Below are 22,469 nucleotides of genomic sequence, written 5' to 3' on the forward strand. Positions count from 1 at the left end.
GGTGGTTCAGAGCCCGGAGCCGGGCCGCGGCGGGCTCGCCGGGGCCCGGCGGAACAACCAGGCCGCCACCGCAGTGAGCCCGACCAGCCACCCCAGCGCAGCCAGCAACGGCCCGGCGGCGTCGAAACTGTCGGTCAGCCCGCCGTCGAGGATCATCCGGGTCGCGCCGTAGCCGGGGAGCGTCTGCGCCCACTGCGACGGCTGCGGCCGCAGCATCGGGCTCTGCCCGATTCCCAGATCCACGAACGGCACCAAGAACGCGATGAATACCCCGCCCACCCGCCCGAACAACGGTCCCAGACACACCCCCACCAGCCCGTAGGTCAACGCCAGCAGCAGGTTCCCGGCCGCGTACAGGCCCCACTGACGCGCATCGAACACCGCGGCGGTGACCAGCAACGACGAGGCGGTCACCACCACCGCCGCCACCGCGATCACCGTCAACCGGACCGCCAGCAGCACCCCGGCACCGAAGCCGGCCAGCGACAGTCGCCGATCACCGCTGCGCGCATCGAGTACCACGAACAACCCGGCCAGCGCCGACAGCGACGCAATGGCGATCGGAGTCATGGTCCCGGCATGCACGTCCGGCAGCCAGAACACCTCCGTCACCGTTCGTCCGTCCTCGACCAGGGAGAACATCCCGAACTCGGGGACGGTCATCGCCTTCGACAACGCGATGAACACGATCGGCACCACCACCAGCAGCACCCACAGCACCGGGTTGCGGCGCCAGTCCCGCAACCCCATGTCCAGCCCCACCGCGAACCGATCCGCCCGCCCGGCCCGGCCGCTGAGCCCACCGCTGCGGCGCACCCCGCCGACCGTGGTGGTGACCACCACCGCCCCGACGAGGAGAGCCCCGGCCATCCACACCAGTGCCCATCCCAGGTCCCCGACCTTTCCGCCGTGGCGGGAGGGCACATCCACCATCCACAGCGTCACGAAGTGGGTGGGAAATCCGCGGGTGGCCACCCGCTCCGCCGAGCCGATCGCCGGCCCGAAGAACACGTCGACGATCCAGACGAACAGGATCAGCACGGTGCCGTTGACCGGATTGGGCACCAGTGCGCCGACCATCGCCCCGATCGCCAGGTAGATCATCGCGAACATCATCGTGCCCACCGTCACCCGCACCGGAGCATCGATGCCGACCCGCACCGCCAGCGCCAGCAACGCCACCGCCGAGACCAGCACCGCCAACACCAGGCCGGTGCCGAGCCGGGCCAGCACCAGCCGCCCTGTCGCCAGGCCCGCCGACACCAGTCGACGGTCCGCCGCGCGGGCGGCATTGATCTGGAAGTACATCGCGATCCCGGCCAGGAAACCCGCCGCCCACCCGGCCGTCGCCGTTTCCACCGCCGGTCCGCCCGCGCCACCGAGCAGCCGGGCCGCATCGGCCATCGCTCCAGCCGCGACGATCACGAACACCACAGGCACAATCACCAGCACCAGCAGGTTCACCGGGTTGCGGGCGTAGTCGGCCAGGAACCGGCCGATCAGCGCCCGGACGTCGCCGACCGCCGACCGCACGGTGGGGGCGAGGCTCATCGCGGCACCGTCCGGCCCTCCCGCAGATCGACGATGCGATCGAACCGTTGCTCGTCCGCCACGAAATGACTGATGATCAACACCGAGCGGCCCGCCTGCCGACGCTGCGCCACGATCTCCCAGAACCGCAGATAGGTATCCCAGTCGAACCCGGCATACGGCTCGTCCAGCAGCAACACCTCCGGATCGGCCAGCAGCGCCAGCCCCAGGTTCAATTTCGCCAGCGTCCCGCCCGACAACCGGTCGGCACGGGTGCCGGCGTAGCGGTCGAACCCCAACGTGGCGTACAGGTGGCCGCGCGAGCGGTGCGCAACCTCCGGGCTCATCCGGTACGCCCGACCGAACAACTCGAAGTGCTCGTCGCACGTGAGCCGTTCGTAGACCACCGGCTGTTGCGGGCAGTAGCCCAGCCGCCGCGGACGGCGCACACAGCCGGCATCGGCCCGCAGGTCCCCGACGAGAATCTTCATCAGCGTCGACTTGCCCGAGCCGTTCTCCCCCGCCAGCCCGACAACCTCCCCGGGGCGCAGCACCAGGTCCGCCCCGCGCAACACCGGGGTGCGGTGCCGTCGCGGCCACCAGCCGCGACCGAAGCTCTTCTCGATGCCCTCGGCCGCCAACACCGCCACCGCCGTCGCACCGGCCGTGGGCTCGGCGGGCTCGGACCCCGATACAGCCATCGCGCACCTCGGATGCTTCCGACCGGACAGGTCACCGACCCGCGGCGGTCCGGCCGCGGCAGCGGTGGTGCCCCCACGGTAGATGCCTGCGGCGGTAGCCGAGGACGAGATCCGTGAAGATCTGCTGAAGAAGCCCAGTCATTGCAGATCGGGACGCAGCGATCTGCGCGACATGGCCCGGCGGGCGCGGTGACTTCGCTCCAGCCGACGCGGACAACGCACACCGGGCCGTCGACGCCGCAACGGTGCCCACTGGAATGTCCCCGGGGCTGGACCTACTGCACAATGGTGCCCGGATCATAGGCGCCGCGCCGATCACCGCCGGAGGAACATGGCCGTCATCTCGCTCACGTCGATTCCTCCCGGCTCGCGTGCCGGCTGCAGCGATGCGGCCCTCCCCGAAAGGACGCCGACGAATGTGGTTGCGCTGGACGCACCGCGGTCTTCGAAGACTGCTGCCGGGCACCTGCCCTGCGGCCGAGCGGACTGACCGGTGGATGTCCCCGTGCTGCTGGCCATTGTGACGACGTTGGCGTTCGACCTCACCAACGGCTTTCACGACTCGGCCAACTCGATTGCCGCACTTGTCGCCACCCGGGCTGCCCGGCCGGGACACGCGCTCGTGCTCTCCGCGGCTGGGAATTTCGCCGGACCGCTGCTCCTGGGCACGGCCGTGGCCGACACGGTCGGTGGGGTCGTCGAGTTGCCCGCCGATGTCACGGTCGCCGCGGTCGGCGCCGCGCTCACCGCGGCGATTGCGTGGAATCTGCTGACGTGGCGATTCGGGCTGCCGTCGAGTTCGTCGCATGCCCTCGTCGGCGGGCTGGTCGGTGCAGCCCTGGTCGCCGCCGGAGTGGCCGGAGTGCAGTGGGGTGGATTCTCCGACGGCCGTCCCACAGGCGTTGTGGGAATTCTTCTGGGACTGGCGATCTCACCTGTCCTGGGCGCTCTCGCGTGCGCTCTGCTCGGGGCGGTCGCATGGCGGCTGGTGCGGCGGGCCCGGCACCGTGTGCTCGCCCCGGTCCGCAAGGCCGAATGGGTCACGGCCGCCACGCTCGCGTTCAGCCACGGAGGCAACGACGCGCAGAAGTCGATGGGCGTGATCACCTTGTTGCTCGTCGCGAGCGGGCAGTTGGCGGAGTTCACGGTTCCGCTGTGGGTCAAACTTGCGGCCGCGACCAGCTTGACCGCCGGAACCGCGTTCGGTGGCTGGCGGATCGTGCGAACCGTGGGCCGCGGGGTGTACCGGATGACCCCGCTCGACGGCCTGGTCAGCCAAGGCGGCGCCGCCGGTGTGATCTTCGGAGCTGCTCTCGTCGGGGCACCGGTGAGTACCACGCACGTCGTCGCGGCCGGCGTGGTAGGTGTGGGGGCGCAGCGACGCATGCGCCATGTGCACTGGAAGGTGGTCGAAGAGATGGGCTCGGCCTGGATCGTCACGCTGCCGGCGACCGCCCTGCTGGGGGCGGCGTTGTTTCCGATCTGGCAGGCGATCTGATGCGTTGGCCCCACCTGCCTGCCTCTTGGTTTCTGCCTCGGTCGTTCGACGTGCTCGCCCTGTTGCAGGCCCAAGCGGCCACCGTGGAGCAGAGCATGCGCATCCTGCGTCGCTGGGGGCACGATGAGATTCTCACCCGTGATGCCGTCGCGGAGCTGCGCAGTGCCACTGCAGCCGAGCATGCCGCGCGTCGCGACCTCCACAACGCCGTACGCGACAGTTTCAGCACGCCGCTCGAGGCGGAGGATCTGTTCGAACTGGGGGAACGTCTCGGTGAGATCCCGGAGGCCGGGTATGCGCTGGTCCGGGAATCGGAACTGTCGTGTGCGGGGCTGACGTGCACCGAACCGGACCCTTACCTGGTGGGGCTGCTCGACGCCCTGGCCGATGCGGCGGTTCCTCTGCTGGACGGGCTGCGTGCGCTGCCGCGTGGCACCGCCGCGACGTACGCGGACCGGACCATCGAAAAACTGTCGGCGGCCGAACACGCTTATCGGGTTGCGATTGAATCGTCCCTGGTTTCATTGAGGGTGAGCCAGATATCCCGGAAGGATCACCCCCAGACTCATCATGGCGAACTACAAATACCCCCAGGAACTCCGTGAGCGAGCGACCCGACTCGCCGTCGAAGCCCGCCGCGACCCCGACACCCGCACCGGCGCGATCAACCGGATCGCCGAGCAGACTGGTGTCCACAAGGAAGCCCTGCGGACCTGGGTGCGCAAGGCCGAAGACGACGAGCTCCCGACCGAGCCGGTCGACGCCGAAGCGCGCATCCGCCGCCTGGAGAAGGAGAACCGCGAACTACGACAGTCGATGGAGATACTTCGCTCTGCTACAGCGTTTTTCGCGAAGGCGGAGTTCGACCGCCGACTGAAGTGATCGTTGCCTTCATCGACGAGCACAAACACCGCTGGGGGATCGAACCGATCTGTCGCGTTCTGTCCGAGAACACCGAGGTCAAGATCGCCCCGGGCACCTACTACGCCTTCATAGGCCGCGAACCGAGCGTCCGTGCACGCCGCGATGCCCTCCTCAAAGAACACATCATGCGCATCCACTCCCACCCGAGGATGCGGGTCTACGGGATCCGCAAGATCCACGCCCAACTGGTCCGGGAAGGTCACGAGGTGGCCCGCTGCACCATCGAGCGACTCTGCCGCGAACTCGGTGTCCGTGGCACCGTGCGCGGGAAATGGCCGCGCACGACGAAGCCGGCACCGGAGACCGATCGGCCCCGTGACCTCGTCGAGCGGGATTTCACGGCCACCGCGCCGAACCAATTGTGGGTGGCCGATCTGACGTATGTGCGCACACAGTCCGGATGGGTCTACGTCGCGTTCGTCCTGGACGTGTTTTCCCGCATGATCGTCGGCTGGCAGACCTCGACGCGGATGTACACCGACCTGGCCCTCGACGCGTTGAAGATGGGCCTGTGGGCACGACGACGCGCAGGCCAGGACGTCACCGGACTGGTGCACCACAGCGACCGCGGCGTGCAATACCGAGCGCTCCGCTACGCCCAGACCCTGGACCAGGCCGCCGCGGTCGCCTCGGTCGGATCCAAGGGGGACTCCTACGACAATGCCATGGCGGAGACGCTGAATTCGCTGTACAAGGCCGAGTTGATCTTCCTCGACGGCCCTTGGACCGGCCGGGAAGACGTCGAGGCCGCTACCGCGCAATGGGTGCATTGGTTCAATACCGAACGGGTCCACGGCATGCTCGACTATCGCACCCCGGCCGAGATCGAGACCGCCTACTACGCACAACGGCCGGCCGCCTCTGCGGCCTGAGAACTGAACACACGCTCAGCCTCAACAAGACTCAGGACTTGACAGATTGCCGCCCTGGAGGACGAGCCCGACATCCGACGGGAGTTACGCCGTCGGGAACTGTACCACCGCGCAGAACACCTGCACAGCGCCGTGCTGCGCGTCGCACGGCGCATCTGGTACTCGGTGTACAAGTCCCGGTGACGGCCCGCCCCGAGGTGAGGCCGGCGACGTCGCCGGGACGAGGTCGAGCGGGGAAGCATAAGGGTCCTTGTCCGGGCATCGCCTGGCGTCTGCGGAATCGATGGTCTACCGCGGCGTCACGGCGCGGAATCGAACGTGCGCGTCGAGGCCACCGTATGGGCTGCGGGGCAGCAGCTCGGCGGTGGCTCCGCTGGCGCGGGCAAGCTGGGCGACGATGGCCAGGCCGAGTCCGCTGCCTTCGGTGTCGGTGCGAGCGCGCCAGAACCGGTCGAAGGCCCGGATGCGGTTCTCGGCGGACAGACCAGGGCCGTGGTCGAGCACATGCAGGTCCACCGCGTCGGTGGCGGCCTTGTCGACGGTGACCTCGACGGTGCTGCCGGGCGAGGACACGGCCAGGGCGTTGTCGAGCAGATTGTCGATGATCTGTTCGGCAGCGCCGGGCACGGCGAGCACGAGCGCTGCCGCAGGTGCCGTCACGGTGATCCGCACCTCGGATTCGTCGGCGAGGGGTTCCCACTGCTCGATGCGGGCGCGCGCCACCTCGGCCAGATCGGTCTGCTGCGCTGCGGTGCCGGAATCGTCGGCACGGCTGAGCACCAGCAGCGCATCGATGAGGTGCTGCAGCCGCAGCACCTCGTCCTGCGCCGACGCGAGTGTTCGACGGGCCGCCTCGGGATCGGCGTCGACGAGGTCGGCGGCGCCGTCGAGGCGCAGCCGCAGCGCGGTCAACGGGGTACGCAACTGGTGCGACGCATCACCGGCGAAGGCGCGCTGCTGCCGCAACAGGTATTCGAGACGGTCGGCCATCCGGTTGAACGACCTTGCCAGGCTGCGGATCTCCGGTGCGCCGGCACCCTCGGGTGTGCGGGCGCCGAGGTGCCCTTCGGCCAGATGTTCGGTGGTACGGCGCAGCTGCTGCAGGCGGCGGGTCACCGTGCCGGCGATGAGGAAGGCGACGATGCCAGCCACGATCACGGTGACGACGGCGACGAGCCAGAGCATGCGTAGTTGGCCGCGAACCTGGTCGGCCACCACCTGGGCCGGATAGGTCAGCCGTACCGCACCGACGACCTGTTCCCCGCTGAGCACGGGCACGGTCACAAAGAGCAGATCGGTGCCGAGACTGTCCGAACGACGTTGACCGGTGGTGATCTGTCCCGACAGGGCAGTACCGATTTCCGGGCGGGAGCGGTAGGAGGAACCGGCGGTGGCCTGGTCGTCGTCGGAGGTGACCACAGCAGTGCCGGAGGTGTCGACGATCACCACTCGGGCGCCGCTGCTGCGGTAGTAGCGCTGGGCATCGGCGACCAGGGCGGGATCAGGGCCGCCGGTCTCGAGCACCTCCTCGCTGCGGCCGGCGAGTAGGAACGCATCCCGTTCGAGGGCGGTGGTGATGCGTTCGCGTTCGGTTCGCATCAGATAGCTCCCGAGGGGGAGGTCCTGCACGATCACCACGGCCAGGGTGACGGCCATGAACGCGGCCATCAGTTGCCATCTCACGTGGGCACCGCGATCCGGAAGCCGACTCCACGTACGGCCTCGATCCAGCCGGGATCACCGAGCTTTTTCCGGATGGCGGCCACATGGGCGTCGAGGGTTTTGCTGGTTCCGTACCAGTTGCCGCCCCACACCTGATGCAAGATCTCCGAGCGCCGGTACACCGCCCCGGGATCTTCGGTGAGATGGCAGAGTAGGTCGAACTCCTTGGCGGTCAGGTGTATCTCACGCTCTCCGAGGTGCACGCGCTGAGTCCGGCGATCGATGGTCAGCGTCCCGACCGTCTGTATCCCTGCCCGGGCCTGTGGGGTGTCACCGGAGTCGGCCACGCGTCGGCCGACGGCGCGGATGCGGGCGACGAGCTCGCGCATGCCGAACGGTTTGACCACGTAGTCGTCGGCTCCCATCTCGAGGGCCAGAACCCGGTCGATCTCGTCGGCACGAGCGCTGACACGATGATCGGGGTCTTCGATCCGGCACGAATGGTGCGGCAGACATCGGTGCCGTCCATGTCCGGCAACCCCAGATCCAGCAACACGAAATCCGGGCCGGTCTCGGACACCGCGGCCACAGCGGCGGCGCCGGTGGCCACCCGCCGGACCTCGAATCCGGCACGGATCAATCCGCCGCACACTCCGTCGGCAACGGAGTCGTCGTCTTCGACCACGAGAACCAGCACATGCGCATTATCGGCTCACCCCCAGGGTCGTCACCGAGCGGCGGGTCCCGCGGCGGACCCTGGGTCGATCTTGGACGAATCTTGGATCTTTCTCGGATCCTCCTTCACCGGAGCGTCCCTACGGTGGACCCATGAGATCGAAAACAGCGGTGATCGTGGCCGTGGTGTTCATCCTGGTGATCGGAGCGGCCGCCCTGGCCGTCAACACCCGGATCCTCAACGCCTCGTCCACCAGCGACATCGGGCGCGCCGACCAAGTCCTGGTTCCCGGCACTTCGCCCGCGGACAGCGGAGCATCGACGCAGCAGACATCCACGCCCCCTGCCACCGCGCCGGCAAAGGACGATGAGTCGCCGGACGAGGAGTACTCCTTCCGGCGCAGGAGCGAACATGAGCCCGACGACTGACCGGAACGCACCGCAACGGTCACCGGCACTGCGCTCGAAGATCGCCAGCGCCGCCCTGTCCGGCGGCGCCGTACTCGCCCTCGTTACCGGCATGGCCGTGCACACCCCCGACACCCCACCTGCGCGAACGGCCGATCCGGCTGGCTCCAACGTCGGCGTACCGTCGGCTGCACCCGGAACCTCCGCCGATCGCCCGGTACCGGCGGCGATACCCGCACCGAGCACGTCCCGCGGTGCGGTCACCGCCCCGCAGGCGATCTCCCGTGGATCCGGAGGTTGAGATGATGCTTCCACCCGAAGTGAGGACTTCCGAACACTGCGACCACGGCTCGCCGACCACGGGGACCGTGCAGCACGATCGCCGCCCCGCCATGGGCGGCACCGCAGCGATCACCGTGGTGGGCGGTCCGGCCGGCCTGGCCGACCGGTGTTTCGCGCGGCTGGCCGAACTCGAACAGGCGTGGAGTCGTTTCCTCGACACCAGCGACATCTGGCGGCTGAACTGGGCACAAGGACGCCCGGTGCGGGTGCGGCCCGACACCGTACATCTGGTGACCGAGTTGGTCCGGGCGTGGGCGATGACCGACGGCGCCTTCGACCCCACCATCCTTCCTCAGTTGGTTGCCGCCGGTTACGCCGGCAGCTGCACCGATCCGACCCGGCGCACCACCTTGCCCGACACCGCCACCTGGCCGGCCGCGGTCTCCGAGATCGACATCGACGGCCTCGATGTCCGGCTTCCCCGGGGCACCACCCTCGATCCCGGGGGACTCGGCAAAGGATTGGCCGCCGACATGCTCTCCGAGTTCGCCCTCGACCACGGCGCCGACGGAGTGCTCGCCGAGGTTGGGGGAGACCTCGTCGTCGCCGGCGCACCGCCCGACGAGGGTGCCTGGACCGTCGGCATCGAGGACCCCTTCACTCCGGGCGGGTTGCTGACTGTGGTGCGGTTGGCCGGCGGAGCCGTGGCCACCTCGAGCCGCTTGGTGCGCGTGTGGACCGGCAGCTACGGCCCGGCCCACCACCTGATCGATCCGGCCACCGGGGTGAACGCCCGCACCTCGACGGTGACCGCCACAGTCGTGGCCGGAACCGGCGCCCGGGCCGAAGCCTTGACCAAGCTCGCCTTCACCCCGCAACCCGACCGGTTGGTGCGCCGAGCCCCGCACCTCGGCGCCGTCGCCTTGGTGCTCACCGCCGACCGACAGCAACACCGATCCGTGAACTGGAGCGAGTTCGAATGAGCGACCCGCACCTGTGGTGGTATGTCACCCGCGCCAGCGCCCTGGTCGCGTGGGTGACGATGACCACCTCGGCATTGTGGGGGGTTCTGCTGTCGACCCGCATTCTGCGGGCAGTCGACAATCCGGCGTGGCTGCACGAGATGCACCGCTGGCTCGGCGGCACGGCCCTGATCATGACGGGACTGCACCTGTTCTCCCTCATGCTCGATACCTGGACCGGTTCTCGGTCACCGACCTGCTCGTCCCGTTGGCTGCCGACTACCGGCCCTGGCCGGTCGCCCTGGGCATCGTGGCGTTCTACCTGCTGTTGGCCGTCTACGGATCCTCGCTGCTGCGCACCCGCCTGCCGCGGCGGTGGTGGAAAGCGCTGCACTACGGCAGCTACGGAGCTGTGGTGCTGGTGTCCTTCCACGCCGGATGGTCCGGCACCGACGTCGGCACCTGGGGTTATCGGCTCGTCGCGTTCGTCCTGCTGGTCTCGGCGACGGTGGCGGCCCTGGTGCGCACCTTGTTCAGCCCCGGTCGGCGCGTCACCGAAGCGTCGACTCCGCAATCGCGTGCGATGCCCCAGCCGATGACCATCACCGCGGTGCACCCCCTGGCAGCCGACACCGTCGGGCTCGACCTGGCACCGCCGGACGGGACCTCAATGCCGGTTTGGCAACCCGGCGCCCACCCGACGGTGCACCTGCCGAACGGACTGCAACGCCGATACTCGTTGTGCGGTGACCCGGCCGAGCGCACCGGCTACCGCATCGCGGTGCACCGGCCGCCGCACTCGCGTGGGGGCAGCGCCTGGGTGCACGAGCACGCCGTCCCTGGCACCGTCGTGGGCGTGTCCGGCCCGGACAACCACTTCTGCCTCGAACCGGCCGGTGACTACCTCTTTCTCGCCGGCGGCATCGGCATCACCCCGATCAAGACGATGATCGAATCCCTGCCCGCGCACCGGTCGTGGCGACTGATCTACATCGGGCGCAGCCGCAACGCCATGGTCTTCTGCGACGAACTCGAGCAACGATGGCCCGAACAGGTCAGCATCCTCGCCCGCGACGAAACCGGCACCCGGCCGGACCTGACCCGCATTCTGACCGGCACCACGGCCATGGTGTACTGCTGCGGCCCCGCATCGATGACCGACGAGGTGACAACCCTTGTCCCCCCTGCGCGCCTGCACGTCGAGCACTTCACCGCCGCACCGATCACGCCGACTGCTCGGCCTCGTCCCTTCGAGGTCGTGTGCGCCCGCAGCGGCCGTCACGTGCAGGTGACCGAGGACGAATCGCTCCTCGAGGCCCTCGAGCACGCCCACGTCCCGGTCGTCGCGTCCTGCCGCGAGGGGGTGTGCGGTGCGTGTGCGGTGCGGGTGATCAGCGGGCACGCCGAGCATTTCGACTCGATCCCGCACACGCGTGAGCAAGACGAGCAGAACGTCATGTATCCCTGCGTGTCCCGCTCCCGCAGTCCTCTGCTGACTCTGGATCTGTAACGGCTTGCTGCGAACGGGTTCGGGTGTCCGCACTTACGTTTCCGTAGGTGCACCAATCACCGTCTCAGCTCCGGTCGGTCACCTTCCCGCGGTGCGGTCGTTGCTCCGCCACGGTCGGCGGCTCGCGACGGTGCGAAATAATAACTGCCGCGACACCGTGGGGCTACGATCAGTGGTCATCGGCGTTAGTTCGTCGGGGTTCAGGTCCAGGCCGTGAGGGCGGCGAGGTAGAGGCCGCAGGCGGTGTCGAGGGCGTCCTCGGCGGTGCCGGCACTGTGGCCGGTGGCCAGGTAGGAATTCTGGGAGTCGTCGTGGCTGGCACGGTAGATCGCGAAGCCCCACATGGTGGCGTAACCGGCGTACTTGAGCCGGCACAGGGGTCAGGGTCTGTCCGTCGGTCAGTACGGCCTCGACGTAGGCGTACGGTGCCCGGAACCGCAACTCGATCCGGGCGATCGTGGTCCATCGGTCTCGGGCTCGGGCGGACTGGTGCAGGCCATGCGGCCGCGGCGGCACGTTAGCGTACTTCGCCGCGTACGACGCGCACGGCGGGCAGGTACTCGGCACCATCGCCCCGAAGACGGGGATCGCCTGGTTCGCCGAACTGGTCGAGAAGGTGATGACCACCGAACCGTATGCCTCTGGCCACGCGGGTGTTCTGGGTCGTCGGCAACGGCTCGTCCCACAACGGGACCCGTTCGGTTGAGCGAATGCAGTCAGCTTGGCCGACAGCGACATCGATGCACCTTCCGGTGTGCGCGTCGTGGTTGAATCAGGTGGAGATCTTCTTCTCCGTCCTGCAACGCAGGGCCATCGCCCCGGTCGACTTCGCCGAACCTCGATGTCCTTGCCACCCGGATCCTGGCGTTCGAGGACCGCTACAACACCACTGCTCGCCCGTTCGACTGGCGGTACACGCGCGCTGACCTCAACGACTACCTGGCCCGAGTGCGTCGACACGACCCGGACGCAACCTCCCCGAGTTCGGGCAGGCTGCCTGGGTGTGGTCACCGACGAACTGACGCCGATGACCACTAGCGGACCGACCGCAGGAATGCCGCGTTGGACCGGAGTGAGGCACTGCGGGCCCCGACTACGCGGTCGAGGATCGGAACCCCGCCGGTGTGGTCGATCGGCGGGACAGAACATTCGAGGGATCGGACCGGGCATGATCTACGGCGGCATCGGCGTGTGATCCGGATCGGTGCGCCACCGTGGCCTGCGGCACTTCATCCCTCGGCCGCCCGGACACGCGCTCGACCGGGGATCGGATCACCGGTTCGGTAGGCAGCGGCGGGGTTGGCCGGTGGCTCGTAATCGGACGCCCTGCACCGGCCGGGGTTCCTGCGGGGGCGGCAGATCCGTCGCAGCCCTTCTTCAGCGAACCTTCATCAAACGCCTACCTCCACCGTGGGGTTCGGCGACGAGGATCGACATCGAGCTTCGAGGAAGGAGCGACCATGATGTGGCAATGGGGTGCGATGGGCTGGGTCGGCTGGCTGCTGATGGCGCTGGCCATGTTCGGTTTCTGGGCGCTGGTGGTGTTCGGCATCGCTGCGGTGTTCCGTCCCGAGCACCGCATCGGCACCGGACCCGTCCCTCACAGCGACGATCCGGTGAGCTTGCTCGACGCCCGGTTCGCCCGCGGCGAGATCGACGTCGAGGAATACCGGACGCGGCTGAAGGCGCTGCGTTCGACCCGCTGACCGGTCGCCCGTAGCGGGCGCTGTCGACGTTTTCAGGAGTGATGTGTGGTGCAGATGTCCCGTCGCCGTTTCTTGATCGGCGCGTCCGCTGCCGCCGGGGCGGTGGCCTTCGGTGGCCTGTCCGGATGCGGCCGAACCGGGGCCACCGGGGATCCGGTGGCGCCGACTGCCGAAGCGGTACGCCGGCTCGAAGCCCAGCGCCGGGTGGCGAATCAAACGATCGTCCCCGCGCACCTGGCGGCGCGCCCGACTCAGATCGACCTCGGGGGCCGGATCGTGCAGACCTGGGGATACGGTGACACGCTGCCCGGTCCGCTGCTACGGGCCCGGGCCGGGGACCTGCTACAGGTGCGGGTGGACAATCAACTTCCTGCCGACACCAGCATCCATTTCCACGGCATCGCGCTGAGCAACGACATGGACGGAGTCCCGGGACTGACGCAGGATCCCATCGCCCCGGGCGGTGCGTTCACCTACGAATTCACCGCCCCCCACCCCGGCACCTACTTCTACCACTCGCATTCGGGAGTCCAACTCGACCGCGGCCTGTATGGGGTGGTGGTGATCGACGACCCGGCCGAGCCCGGCGGCTACGACGACGAATGGGTCGTCGTGCTCGACGACTGGGTCGACGGCACCGGACGCACCCCCGACGACGTCGCCCGCGAACTCGGCATGGCTGCGTCCGGGGAGGGATCCGAATCCGCGGGGGAAATGGGCGGAATGGATCACGGCTCCATGGAAGACATGGAGGGTATGGGGGACATGGGCGCAGAGACGATGCAGTCGGATCTGCTCGGTGGCGCCGGCGATGTCAACTACCCGTACTACCTGGTCAACGGTCGAATCCCCACCGATCCGGTGAGCTTGACCGCGGTGCCGGGGCGGCGGATTCGCCTGCGGATCGTCAACGCCGGTTCGGATACTGCCTTCCGCCTCGCCCTCGGAGGGCACCGGATGACGGTCACCCACAGCGACGGGTTCCCCGTCACTCCCCGCGAGACCGACGCCCTGCTGATCGGCATGGGCGAGCGGTTCGATGTCCTGGTCACCCTCGCCGACGGGGTGTTTCCCCTCTACGCCGCCGCTGAAGGCAAACCCGGATACGGTGTGGCGCTGGTGCGCACCGGCGCCGGCAGTGCCGGCCCCACCGATACCCGGCCCGCGGAACTGGACCGGCAGGTCCTGCTCGGTACCGACCTGAGTCCCCGCGAGCAGGTCCGTCTGGCGAGCAAGTCGCACGACAACTATCTGAGCGTGGACATGGGCGGCACCATGTCTCCGTACCGGTGGACACTCAACGGACGTGCCTTCCCCGACGCTGCACCCCTGGCCGTCGCGCAGGGCCAACGCGTGCGCATGCGTTTTCGCAACATGTCCATGATGTTCCATCCGATGCACGTGCACGGGCACACCTTCGCGCTGGTCTCCGGTGGCGCACGCAAGGACACCGTCACAGTGCGCCCCATGCAGACCGTGGAGGTCGAGTTCGACGCCGACAATCCCGGGCAGTGGGCCCTGCACTGCCACAACGCCTACCACCAGGAGGCGGGAATGATGACGACCGTGTCCTACCGGGCCTGAGGAGGATCCCCATGTCGATGCATCCCGGCGAGCATCATCACTCTCACCCTCTCGCCCAGGACGCCCCCATCGACGAGTCGATACCCGCGGCCGCGGCCGAACCCACGAAAAAGGGTGCACTGGCGGCAGTGTGGAACGCCGTCTCCGGGGCGATCGGTGCGGTGATGGGTTTGGTGCCGCACGTGCTGCATCATGTCGGTCTGATCGCCGGAGCAGCCTTGGTCACCGGCGCCGGCGGCAATCTGCTCTTCTTCGGTCTCGGTGTGGTGTTCTCGATCCCGATGCTGCGCCGGTTGTATCGTCGTTTCCACACCTGGAAGGCGCCGGCGATCGCCTTGGTGGTGTTCGCCGGGATGTTCGCGCTGTCCGCGTTCGTCATCGGTCCCGCTCTCACCGGAAACACCTCCGACGATCCGTCGGAACTGCCGGGACAGACCTCCGCGACGGTGACCAGCACCCCGACCGAACACGGTGAACACCACGGCGGATGAAATCGTTGGGCAGGCATGGCCGCTGCCGTGGCGGTACGGCTCTACTGGTTGCCGCGTACGTTCGCGTCGAGTACCGATTCGGCGTCGTGTGCGGTACGTGGTGGAGCATCGCCTGCGCAGGCAACGACCGTCGGGCCTCGGGAAGCCTTGCGTATCGGTCCGCCCGGTGGTCGGATCACGCCAGAACGGCCGGAAAGAGCGTCGTTCCGGACACCGCGGGTGTTACATGGCCGGGAGGAACCGGGGCTGATCGGCTCTGAGCTCGATCTTCCGGTAGGGCCATATCACCCTCGGTTGCGATCCGGACGGCGGCGGCGCATCGGCGCCGCCGCCGTGATCAAGGGTCAGCCGCAGCATCCCCCGGACTTCCCCGTTCGCGGAAGGGCCTGAGTGGCCGGCATCGACTGCTCGGCGGAGTCGACATCGTATCCGGCTTGCGAAATGGCTTCGGCTACAGCATGGGGAGATGCGGTACCAGTACTGGTGACAGTGCCGGATTGCAGGTCCACCTCCACGGCGGTCACCCCGGGGACGGATCCGACTGCGGCCTTCACCGTCGACACGCAGTGTCCGCATGTCATACCTCGAACCTTGACTGTGGTGCCGTTCATTGCTCTACGCCCTCTCGTGTGCTCGGACGGACGGAAGATCCGTCCACTCCTCGGTTATATACCCCAATGGGGTATCTAGCACAGGGGTGAGGGCGTGCGCGGAGGATTCTTCAACGAATCTTCATGGAATGACCGGTCAAGGCCACATCTGCGGGAGGAAGACTCGGATCTGTTCGGACAGGCCGGCTGCGATAGCGGCTCCCAGCGGACCTCGAGGAGCGGTGATGATGCACAAGTGGAGTATCAATGTCACACCCGCCGAGCGGATTGCCCGAGTCATGATCGGCCTCGCCGGCGTGGTCGGCGGGGCATATGTGCTCATGGGCGGCGCCACGGCGGTCACTGCGGTGCTGGCTGTGCTGTTGATTCTCGCAGGGCTGGACCTGGTGGTAACCGGGGCAACCGGTCACTGCCCGCTGTACCAGAAGCTGGGATATGTCCCAGCCTCGTTGAAGGGCGGAACATCATGACGAACGAAGAACGGCGCGACCCGCAACCCGGGCTCCACGATCATCCCGAGGGTCATGGCGGACCTCAGAACAGTGGCGGTCACGGTCGTCACCGCTGGATGATGATCGCGTGCTGCATCCCGATGCTCGTCATCGCCCTCGTATTGGTGCTCACCGGCACCGTAGGAGCCGGAGCGGTGGTGTTCGCCTTGGCCTGTCTGGGAATGATGGCGATGATGATGCTCCCCGGGGGCGGACACCGGCATTGACGAAGGCGCCGATGGGCTGGTCTCGATACCGTGGGTCAGTCGTCCCGCGAGCACAGAGGGCCGAGTGCCGTAGTCGCCATTCCGAGGCGACCCGACGACCCACCATCATCATCACAAGAGGAGTCGAAGCGAATGGACGAAACCACCGTTCTCGAGGTCGGTGGGTTGCACTGGGCGACATCGACTGCAGTGATCGAATCGGTGCTACGGCGCCGACCGGGCGTGACCACGGTGGAGGCGAACGCGGCAAACCAGACCGCCACCGTCACCTACGACCCGACCCGAACCTCGGTGGCGGAGCTGTCGACATGGGTGCGGGACTGCGGGTACCACTGCACCGGGCGGTCGGTCCCGCATCACATCTGTGATCCGATGACCGAGGCACCCTCTGAACTGGTCAACCCTGCCCTCGACTCTCGAACACCCCATGCCGAGCACGCGACGCATACCGAACACGCCGCGCACGGAGGCCATGCAGCGCACGAAATGCCCGCCGAGCACGGCACCCGCTCCGCCCAGGAGATGATGGGCCACGGCGGTCACGCCGGGATGTCGATGGACGCCATGGTCCGCGACATGCGCAACCGGTTCCTGGTGGCGCTGGTGCTGTCGATCCCGATCACCTTGTGGTCTCCCATCGGCCGAGAAGTCCTCGGATTCACCGTGCCGGCGCCGTTCGGCCTCCGCGACGACGTGTTCATGTTGTTGCTGAGCCTGCCGGTGATCTTCTACTCGTCCTGGATCTTCTTCGACGGTGCCTTCCGGGCGCTGAAGGCGCGGACCCTGGACATGATGGTGCTCGTCGCCGTCGCGATCGGCACCGGCTGGCTCTACAGCGTGGGCGTCACCCTGACCGGCGGCGGCGAGGTGTTCTACGAGGCCGCCACCGTGCTGGCGAGTTTCGTGCTGCTCGGGCACTGGTTCGAGATGCGCGCCCGCGGCGGCGCCAACGACGCCATCCGGACCCTGCTCGAACTCGCCCCCCCGCAGGCGGTGGTCCTGCGCGACGGGCAGCCGGTGGAGATCCCCACCGCCGAGGTCGTGGTCGGGGACCTGCTTCTGATCCGACCGGGGGCGAAGATCCCGGTCGACGGCACCGTCGAGACCGGCAGTTCCGAGGTCGACGAATCGATGGTCACCGGGGAGTCCCTGCCGGTGACCAAGACCGAAGGATCCGAGGTGATCGGTGCCTCGATCAACACCACCGGCACCCTGCGGGTCCGGGCGACCAAGGTCGGCTCCGACACCGCGCTCGCGCAGATCGTCGCACTGGTGCAAGAGGCGCAGAACTCCAAGGCACCCGGCCAGCGCCTGGCCGATCGCGCCGCGTTCTGGCTGGTCTTCGTCGCCCTGATCGGCGGCGTGGGCACCTTCCTGGTGTGGTGGCTCGTCGACGGGAACGTACAGATGGCGATATTGTTCGCCATCACCGTCGTGGTGATCACCTGCCCCGACGCGCTGGGGTTGGCCACCCCGACCGCGATCATGGTCGGCACCGGCCTCGGCGCCCAGCGCGGCGTGCTGTTCAAGAACGCCACCGCCCTCGAGACCTCGGCCCGCATCGACACCGTGGTGATGGACAAGACCGGCACCTTGACCAAGGGCGAACCGGAGGTCACCGACGTCGTCGTCGACGGGCTCGACGAGGACGAAATGCTGGCTCTGGTGACGGCGGTCGAACGCGAATCCGAGCATCCCCTCGCCGGTGCGATCGTGCGCTACGCGACCGCCCGCGACATACCAGAGGTGTCGTTGGAGAACTTCCGCAACGTGCCCGGACACGGCGCGGTCGCCGAGGTGGCGGGCCGGCGGGTGGCCGTGGGCAACCGCAAGTTGATGGTGGCCGAGAATGTCGAGTTCGGGGCATTGATGGACCGACGCGACGAGCTGGCGTCGACCGGCCGCACCGCGGTCCTCGTCGCGGTCGACGGCCGCGGCGTCGGGGTGATCGCCCTGGCCGACGCCGCCCGGGAGACCTCGGCCGAGGCGGTGGCGTCGCTGCACGAACTCGGCATCGAGGTGGTCATGCTCTCCGGCGACAACGAGGCCACAGCCCGGCGCATCGCCGGACAACTGGGCATCGACACCGTCATCGCCGAGGTGCTGCCCGGCGACAAGGCCGACAAGATCGCCGAACTGCAACGCGGCGGGAAGAAGGTCGCCATGGTCGGCGACGGCGTCAACGACGCACCCGCCCTCGCGCAGGCGGATCTGGGCATCGCCATCGGTGCCGGCACCGATGTCGCGATCGAAACCGCCGATCTGGTGCTGATGCGTTCGGACCCGCTGGATGTGCCGATCGCGCTGCGCATCGGCCGGGGCACCTTGCGCAAGATGCGGCAGAATCTCGGCTGGGCGGTCGGGTACAACGTCATCGCGCTGCCGATCGCCGCCGGCGTGTTCGAGCCCGCATTCGGGCTGGTGCTGCGCCCGGAGATCGCCGCGATTTCGATGTCCGGCTCGAGCCTGATCGTCGCGGTCAACGCACTGATGCTCAAACGACTGCAACTGCCTACGCCGCCCCAGCCTGAACCGAGCGAGCGGACGCGGGCGCCCGAGCCCACACCGACGGGTCCACGCTGACCGAAAGTCGCTGCCGCGGACACTCGCGCTGGACGACGAGACGAGGAACACCATGGACACAACCGTGCATACGCCGGACCGCACCGGACCGCTGAGCCGCGAGGAGCTCGCCGCGCTCGACACCTGGTGGCGAGCCGCGAACTACCTGTCGGTGGGGCAGATCTACCTCATGGGCAACCCGCTGCTGCGCGAGCCGTTGCGTCCCGAGCACATCAAGCCCCGGCTGCTCGGACACTGGGGCACCACCCCGGGGCTGAACTTCGTCTACGCCCACCTCAACCGCGCGATCGCCGCCCGCGAGCTGGACGTGATGTACGTGATGGGTCCCGGGCACGGCGGTCCCGGGCCCGTCGCCGCGGCCTGGCTCGAGGGCACCTACAGCGAGATCTACCCCGACGTGTCCCAGGATGCGGACGGCATGGCCCGGCTGTTCACCCAGTTCTCGTTCCCCGGCGGCATCCCTAGCCACGTCGCCCCCGAGACACCCGGGTCCATCCACGAGGGCGGCGAGCTCGGGTACGCCCTGTCGCACGCCTACGGCGCCGCCTTCGACAACCCGGACCTCATCGTCGCTGCCGTGGTGGGCGACGGCGAGGCCGAGACCGGGCCCCTCGCCACCAGCTGGCACTCCACCAAGTTCGTCGACCCGCGCCGGGACGGCGCCGTGCTGCCGATCCTGCACCTGAACGGGTACAAGATCGCCAACCCGACCGTCCTCGCCCGCATCGACCACGACGAGCTCGAGCACCTGCTCCGCGGCTACGGCCACGATCCGGTATTCGTCGAGGGCTCCGATCCCGAGCGCATGCACCAGGCGTTCGCGGCGGCCCTGGACCACTGCGTCGATGCGATCCTCGAGATCCGGCGCCGCGCCCGCCGCGACGGGGTCACCGAGCGACCGCGCTGGCCGATGATCGTGCTGCGTTCCCCGAAGGGCTGGACCGGACCGAAGGAGGTCGACGGTCTCCCGGTCGAAGGGTACTGGCGCTCGCACCAGGTGCCCTTCGCCAATGCCCGCGACGACGAAAGCCACCGCAAGATTCTCGAGGAGTGGCTGCGCAGTTACCGGCCCGAGGAACTGTTCGACGACCACGGTGCCCCCGTGCCCGCGATCCGCGACCTGCACCCGGCGGGGGAGCGGCGGATGAGCGCCAACCCCCATGCCAACGGCGGGCCGCTCGTACGAGACCTGGCGTTGCCGGACTTCCGCGACTACGCCGTGCCGGTCGAGGCGCCCGGTACCGGCAGCGTCGAATCGACCCGCGTGCTCGGTACCTTCCTGCGCGACGTCATGCGCGAGAACACGAGCACCTTCCGCGTGTTCTCACCGGACGAGAACAACTCCAACCGCCTCGGTCCGGTCCTCGAGGCCACCGCACGCACCTGGAACGCCCGCATCCTGCCCACCGACGACCGACTCGCCCCCGACGGGCGGGTGATGGAGATCCTGTCCGAGCACACCTGCCAGGGCTGGCTCGAGGGCTATCTGCTGACTGGCCGGCACGGCTTCTTCTCCTGCTACGAGGCCTTCGTCCACATCGTCGACTCGATGTTCAACCAGCACGCCAAGTGGCTGCGCACCACCAACGGCATCGACTGGCGCCGGCCGATACCGTCGCTGAACTACCTGCTCACCTCGCACGTGTGGCGGCAGGACCACAACGGCTTCTCGCACCAGGACCCGGGCTTCATCGACCACGTCGTCAACAAGAAGGCCGACGTGATCCGCGTGTACCTGCCGCCGGACGCGAACACCCTGCTGTCGGTGGCCGACCACTGCCTGCGCACCCGGCAGTACGTCAACGTGATCGTCGCCGGCAAGCAACCGCAACTGCAGTACCTCGACATGGATGCGGCAATCGTGCACTGCACCAAGGGAATCGGGATCTGGGACTGGGCCGGCACCGACCAGGGGGTCGAACCCGACGTGGTGCTCGGCTGCGCCGGCGACGTGCCCACCATGGAAACCCTCGCCGCCGTGGAGATCCTGCTCGAATGGTTCCCCGACCTGAAGATCCGCGTCGTGAACGTCGTGGATCTGATGCGGCTGCAGGACCACACGGAGCATCCGCACGGACTGTCGGACCGCGAATTCGACTCGCTGTTCACCACGGACAAGCCGGTGATCTTCGCCTACCACGGCTACCCGTGGCTGATCCACCGCCTGACGTACCGGCGTACCAACCACGACAACATCCATGTGCGCGGGTACAAGGAGGAGGGCACCACCACCACGCCGTTCGACATGTGCGTGCTCAACCAGATCGACCGGTTCGACCTCGCCATGGACGTCGTCGACCGGGTGCCCCGTCTGCATCCGATCTCCGCGTACGCGCGCGAGTACCTGAAGAACCGGCTCGTCGAGCACCACCAGTTCATCCGCACGCACGGGGAGGACATGCCCGACATCCGCGACTGGGAGTGGGGCCGGGCACGGGGAACGGTCCCGGGGACATCCGACCAAGTTCTTTCCGCCGAGCACCAAGCATGACCGGAGAACATGCAATCTGATTCAGGTGACGTGCTGCGGTGTCTCGCTCGTCTGCCGATGCTCTTGCGGCGGACGCCCGCCTCGTCCCGGGGTGCTTCACCTGGTTTCGTCGGTGCGGAGCGAGCGGTCCACGGGCATGTCGCCCTAGATCGAGTGCTCACCTGTCCGCCGCTACCGGTGACGAGTCTGCCGTATCGCCGGACCTGCCGGCTCTCATTAGGGTGACCCGCAGTGCACCACCTGGGTGCGGTCACCTACGGTCCATTGCGGCCGGGTACTGCGGGGTGGGGCATCTGCTCCGCGTGCGAGCGCGACTGCCTGCGAGTGCGACTGCCTGCGGGCGCGGCGAATGTAGCTGCACCGCGCGTGCTGCTGCTGGCGGTGGTGGTGGTGCTCGTCGTCGTGGGACACACTCGGGTTGCAGGGGCGGTCGTTCGTCAGCGGCGGTCGCGGACCGGTGGAATTGGCGACGATCGACGCCAGCGCGGCCCGCGAACCGATCCGGGTCTACGTCGGCCTCGAATCCACGACCGGCATCGCCGCGCGGGTGAGTTTGGTTCTCGCCGAACTCGATCGCACCGGGGCGTGGGATCGGAAGATCCTCGTCGTGGCCGGTACGACCGGGGCCGGCGAAATCGATCCGGTCGCAACCGACTCCGTAGAGTTGATGTACAACGGAGACACCGCCATCGTCGCATGCAGTACTCGTTCCTGCCGAGCTGACTCTCGTATCTGGTCGACCGAGCCGCCGCCACCGCGCTCGTCGAAGGTGTCCGCCAGCGGTGGGCGCAGCTTCCTCCGGACCACCGCCCGCGCCTGGTTGTCTATGGTGACGGTCTCGGCGCGCAGGCGATGGAATCCGCCTTCGATGACCTGGATGACCTGCGGCGATCGGTCGACGGCGCACTGTTCGTCGGTCCCCCGAACTCGACGCGGCTGTGGCGCACTGTGCAAGATCGGCGCGATCCCTGCACAACCGAGGTGCTGCCGACCTACGCCGGTGGGCTCGTCGTCCGGTTCGCCGCGACCCGGCAGGATCTGGCGGGGTCCGATACGGACGCGTTGCACACCGCGACCGGCCCGTGGACGCCCCCACGGATGTTGTACCTGCAACACAGCTCCGATCCGCTTGTGTGGTGGGATCCTGCGCTAGTGATTTCGCGGCCGGACTGGCTGTCCGAAACGCCAGGTTCTGATCGCAGCCCCGCCATGCGCTGGCACCCGTTCGTGACCTTCGGACAGGTAACCCGTCGACCTCGCC

The 22,469-nt window shown here is 68.2% G+C and carries 19 protein-coding genes, 3 pseudogenes and 1 other annotated feature; of the genes and pseudogenes, 15 read left to right on the forward strand and 7 right to left on the reverse strand.

All coding sequences use genetic code 11. The annotated features are described in order from the left end of the window. Positions 1 to 6: 6 nt before the first annotated feature. The gene (locus tag LZP97_RS21085) at positions 7 to 1,551 is read right to left on the reverse strand and encodes an ABC transporter permease (RefSeq protein WP_048774358.1); all 1,545 of its coding nucleotides are present in this window, start codon (positions 1,549 to 1,551) and stop codon (positions 7 to 9) included. After that, entirely contained in the window at positions 1,548 to 2,105 is a 558-nt protein-coding gene (locus LZP97_RS21090; RefSeq protein WP_006936613.1) for an ATP-binding cassette domain-containing protein, read from the reverse strand. The genes LZP97_RS21085 and LZP97_RS21090 overlap by 4 nt, the downstream gene beginning before the upstream one ends. A 619-nt stretch (positions 2,106 to 2,724) precedes the next feature. Here LZP97_RS21090 and LZP97_RS21095 point away from each other — a divergent pair. From LZP97_RS21095 to LZP97_RS21105, 3 genes are all read left to right on the forward strand, one after another. Continuing rightward, a complete protein-coding gene (locus LZP97_RS21095; RefSeq protein WP_040273301.1) occupies positions 2,725 to 3,729 on the forward strand; it encodes an inorganic phosphate transporter in 1,005 nt (334 codons plus the stop codon). A gap of 50 nt (positions 3,730 to 3,779) precedes the next feature. Then, positions 3,780 to 4,334 carry a hypothetical protein gene (locus tag LZP97_RS21100; protein ID WP_040273299.1) on the forward strand — a complete coding sequence of 185 codons (555 nt, stop codon included), beginning with the start codon at positions 3,780 to 3,782 and terminating at the stop codon, positions 4,332 to 4,334. Next, positions 4,300 to 5,525, forward strand: a protein-coding gene (locus tag LZP97_RS21105; protein ID WP_096824248.1) for an IS3 family transposase whose coding sequence is annotated in 2 segments (ribosomal slippage) — positions 4,300 to 4,582 and positions 4,582 to 5,525 — 1,227 coding nt in all. Because the reading frame shifts where the segments join, the coding sequence is not laid out codon by codon here. The genes LZP97_RS21100 and LZP97_RS21105 overlap by 35 nt, the downstream gene beginning before the upstream one ends. After that, positions 4,569 to 4,703, forward strand: a sequence feature (AL1L pseudoknot). (Overlaps the previous gene by 135 nt.) Positions 5,526 to 5,813: 288 nt before the next feature. On the opposite strand, the gene LZP97_RS21110 is transcribed toward LZP97_RS21105, so the two are convergent. From LZP97_RS21110 to LZP97_RS27505, 3 genes and pseudogenes are all read right to left on the reverse strand, one after another. Then, positions 5,814 to 7,208: a sensor histidine kinase gene (locus LZP97_RS21110; RefSeq protein ID WP_102031809.1), complete on the reverse strand. Its 1,395-nt coding sequence runs from the start codon at positions 7,206 to 7,208 to the stop codon at positions 5,814 to 5,816. Next, positions 7,205 to 7,612, reverse strand: a complete 408-nt coding sequence (locus LZP97_RS21115) for a winged helix-turn-helix domain-containing protein (protein WP_006937104.1) — start codon at positions 7,610 to 7,612, stop codon at positions 7,205 to 7,207. The genes LZP97_RS21110 and LZP97_RS21115 overlap by 4 nt, the downstream gene beginning before the upstream one ends. A 104-nt stretch (positions 7,613 to 7,716) precedes the next feature. Beyond that, positions 7,717 to 7,884: pseudogene (locus tag LZP97_RS27505) on the reverse strand (response regulator); the annotation flags it as partial. A gap of 131 nt (positions 7,885 to 8,015) precedes the next feature. Here LZP97_RS27505 and LZP97_RS21120 point away from each other — a divergent pair. The 3 genes from LZP97_RS21120 to LZP97_RS21130 all read left to right on the forward strand — a co-directional run bounded on the left by LZP97_RS21120 (position 8,016) and on the right by LZP97_RS21130 (position 11,024). Continuing rightward, positions 8,016 to 8,291, forward strand: a complete 276-nt coding sequence (locus LZP97_RS21120) for a hypothetical protein (protein ID WP_006937108.1) — start codon at positions 8,016 to 8,018, stop codon at positions 8,289 to 8,291. Positions 8,292 to 8,590: 299 nt separating this feature from the next. Further along, a complete protein-coding gene (locus LZP97_RS21125) occupies positions 8,591 to 9,535 on the forward strand; it encodes an FAD:protein FMN transferase (RefSeq protein ID WP_234574908.1) in 945 nt (314 codons plus the stop codon). Positions 9,536 to 9,782: 247 nt separating this feature from the next. Then, the gene (locus LZP97_RS21130; protein ID WP_234574910.1) at positions 9,783 to 11,024 is read left to right on the forward strand and encodes a 2Fe-2S iron-sulfur cluster-binding protein; all 1,242 of its coding nucleotides are present in this window, start codon (positions 9,783 to 9,785) and stop codon (positions 11,022 to 11,024) included. A 200-nt stretch (positions 11,025 to 11,224) separates the two neighbouring features. On the opposite strand, the gene LZP97_RS21135 is transcribed toward LZP97_RS21130, so the two are convergent. Beyond that, positions 11,225 to 11,368 (reverse strand): hypothetical protein, encoded by a 144-nt coding sequence (locus LZP97_RS21135; protein ID WP_006937112.1) that lies wholly within the window; start codon positions 11,366 to 11,368, stop codon positions 11,225 to 11,227. A gap of 1,116 nt (positions 11,369 to 12,484) precedes the next feature. Between LZP97_RS21135 and LZP97_RS21140 the strand changes: the two genes are divergently transcribed. From LZP97_RS21140 to LZP97_RS21150, 3 genes are read left to right on the forward strand one after another with little or no spacing between them, the layout of a single operon-like run. Then, positions 12,485 to 12,730: an SHOCT domain-containing protein gene (locus LZP97_RS21140; RefSeq protein ID WP_185113645.1), complete on the forward strand. Its 246-nt coding sequence runs from the start codon at positions 12,485 to 12,487 to the stop codon at positions 12,728 to 12,730. 45 nt (positions 12,731 to 12,775) lie between these two features. Beyond that, positions 12,776 to 14,314 (forward strand): multicopper oxidase family protein, encoded by a 1,539-nt coding sequence (locus tag LZP97_RS21145; protein WP_006937116.1) that lies wholly within the window; start codon positions 12,776 to 12,778, stop codon positions 14,312 to 14,314. Positions 14,315 to 14,325: 11 nt separating this feature from the next. Beyond that, positions 14,326 to 14,805: a hypothetical protein gene (locus tag LZP97_RS21150; protein WP_006937117.1), complete on the forward strand. Its 480-nt coding sequence runs from the start codon at positions 14,326 to 14,328 to the stop codon at positions 14,803 to 14,805. Between the two features lie 344 nt (positions 14,806 to 15,149). Here LZP97_RS21150 and LZP97_RS21155 read toward each other — a convergent pair whose 3' ends face one another. Beyond that, positions 15,150 to 15,416, reverse strand: a complete 267-nt coding sequence (locus LZP97_RS21155; protein WP_081636973.1) for a heavy-metal-associated domain-containing protein — start codon at positions 15,414 to 15,416, stop codon at positions 15,150 to 15,152. A gap of 224 nt (positions 15,417 to 15,640) precedes the next feature. Between LZP97_RS21155 and LZP97_RS21160 the strand changes: the two genes are divergently transcribed. From LZP97_RS21160 to LZP97_RS27515, 6 genes and pseudogenes are all read left to right on the forward strand, one after another. Next, positions 15,641 to 15,886, forward strand: a complete 246-nt coding sequence (locus tag LZP97_RS21160; protein ID WP_006937119.1) for a YgaP family membrane protein — start codon at positions 15,641 to 15,643, stop codon at positions 15,884 to 15,886. Beyond that, positions 15,883 to 16,134 (forward strand): membrane protein, encoded by a 252-nt coding sequence (locus tag LZP97_RS21165; RefSeq protein ID WP_040273282.1) that lies wholly within the window; start codon positions 15,883 to 15,885, stop codon positions 16,132 to 16,134. The genes LZP97_RS21160 and LZP97_RS21165 overlap by 4 nt, the downstream gene beginning before the upstream one ends. Positions 16,135 to 16,266: 132 nt before the next feature. Then, positions 16,267 to 18,717 (forward strand): heavy metal translocating P-type ATPase, encoded by a 2,451-nt coding sequence (locus tag LZP97_RS21170; RefSeq protein ID WP_006937121.1) that lies wholly within the window; start codon positions 16,267 to 16,269, stop codon positions 18,715 to 18,717. A gap of 52 nt (positions 18,718 to 18,769) precedes the next feature. Next, on the forward strand, positions 18,770 to 21,208 hold the full coding sequence (locus LZP97_RS21175) for a phosphoketolase family protein (protein WP_040273279.1): 2,439 nt from the start codon (positions 18,770 to 18,772) through the stop codon (positions 21,206 to 21,208). Between the two features lie 457 nt (positions 21,209 to 21,665). Then, positions 21,666 to 21,896, forward strand: a pseudogene (locus LZP97_RS27510) (alpha/beta-hydrolase family protein); the annotation flags it as partial. 44 nt (positions 21,897 to 21,940) lie between these two features. Next, positions 21,941 to 22,444: pseudogene (locus LZP97_RS27515) on the forward strand (alpha/beta-hydrolase family protein); the annotation flags it as partial. Between the last annotated feature and the right edge of the window lie 25 nt (positions 22,445 to 22,469).

It is taken from the genome of Rhodococcus sp. DMF-1 (assembly GCF_021441945.1).
GTDB classification, from domain to species: Bacteria; Actinomycetota; Actinomycetes; order Mycobacteriales; family Mycobacteriaceae; genus Rhodococcus; species Rhodococcus ruber.

Bases quoted from the DNA above. Each gene is read 5' to 3' on its own strand.
- LZP97_RS21085 (WP_048774358.1), bottom strand. From the start codon at position 1,551: ATGAGCCTCGCCCCCACCGTGCGGTCGGCGGTCGGCGACGTCCGGGCG.
- LZP97_RS21115 (WP_006937104.1), bottom strand. From the start codon at position 7,612: ATGGGAGCCGACGACTACGTGGTCAAACCGTTCGGCATGCGCGAGCTC.
- LZP97_RS21120 (WP_006937108.1), top strand. From the start codon at position 8,016: ATGAGATCGAAAACAGCGGTGATCGTGGCCGTGGTGTTCATCCTGGTG.
- LZP97_RS21135 (WP_006937112.1), bottom strand. From the start codon at position 11,368: ATGTGGGGCTTCGCGATCTACCGTGCCAGCCACGACGACTCCCAGAAT.
- LZP97_RS21140 (WP_185113645.1), top strand. From the start codon at position 12,485: ATGATGTGGCAATGGGGTGCGATGGGCTGGGTCGGCTGGCTGCTGATG.
- LZP97_RS21150 (WP_006937117.1), top strand. From the start codon at position 14,326: ATGTCGATGCATCCCGGCGAGCATCATCACTCTCACCCTCTCGCCCAG.
- LZP97_RS21155 (WP_081636973.1), bottom strand. From the start codon at position 15,416: ATGAACGGCACCACAGTCAAGGTTCGAGGTATGACATGCGGACACTGC.
- LZP97_RS21160 (WP_006937119.1), top strand. From the start codon at position 15,641: ATGATGCACAAGTGGAGTATCAATGTCACACCCGCCGAGCGGATTGCC.
- LZP97_RS21165 (WP_040273282.1), top strand. From the start codon at position 15,883: ATGACGAACGAAGAACGGCGCGACCCGCAACCCGGGCTCCACGATCAT.
- LZP97_RS21170 (WP_006937121.1), top strand. From the start codon at position 16,267: ATGGACGAAACCACCGTTCTCGAGGTCGGTGGGTTGCACTGGGCGACA.
- LZP97_RS21175 (WP_040273279.1), top strand. From the start codon at position 18,770: ATGGACACAACCGTGCATACGCCGGACCGCACCGGACCGCTGAGCCGC.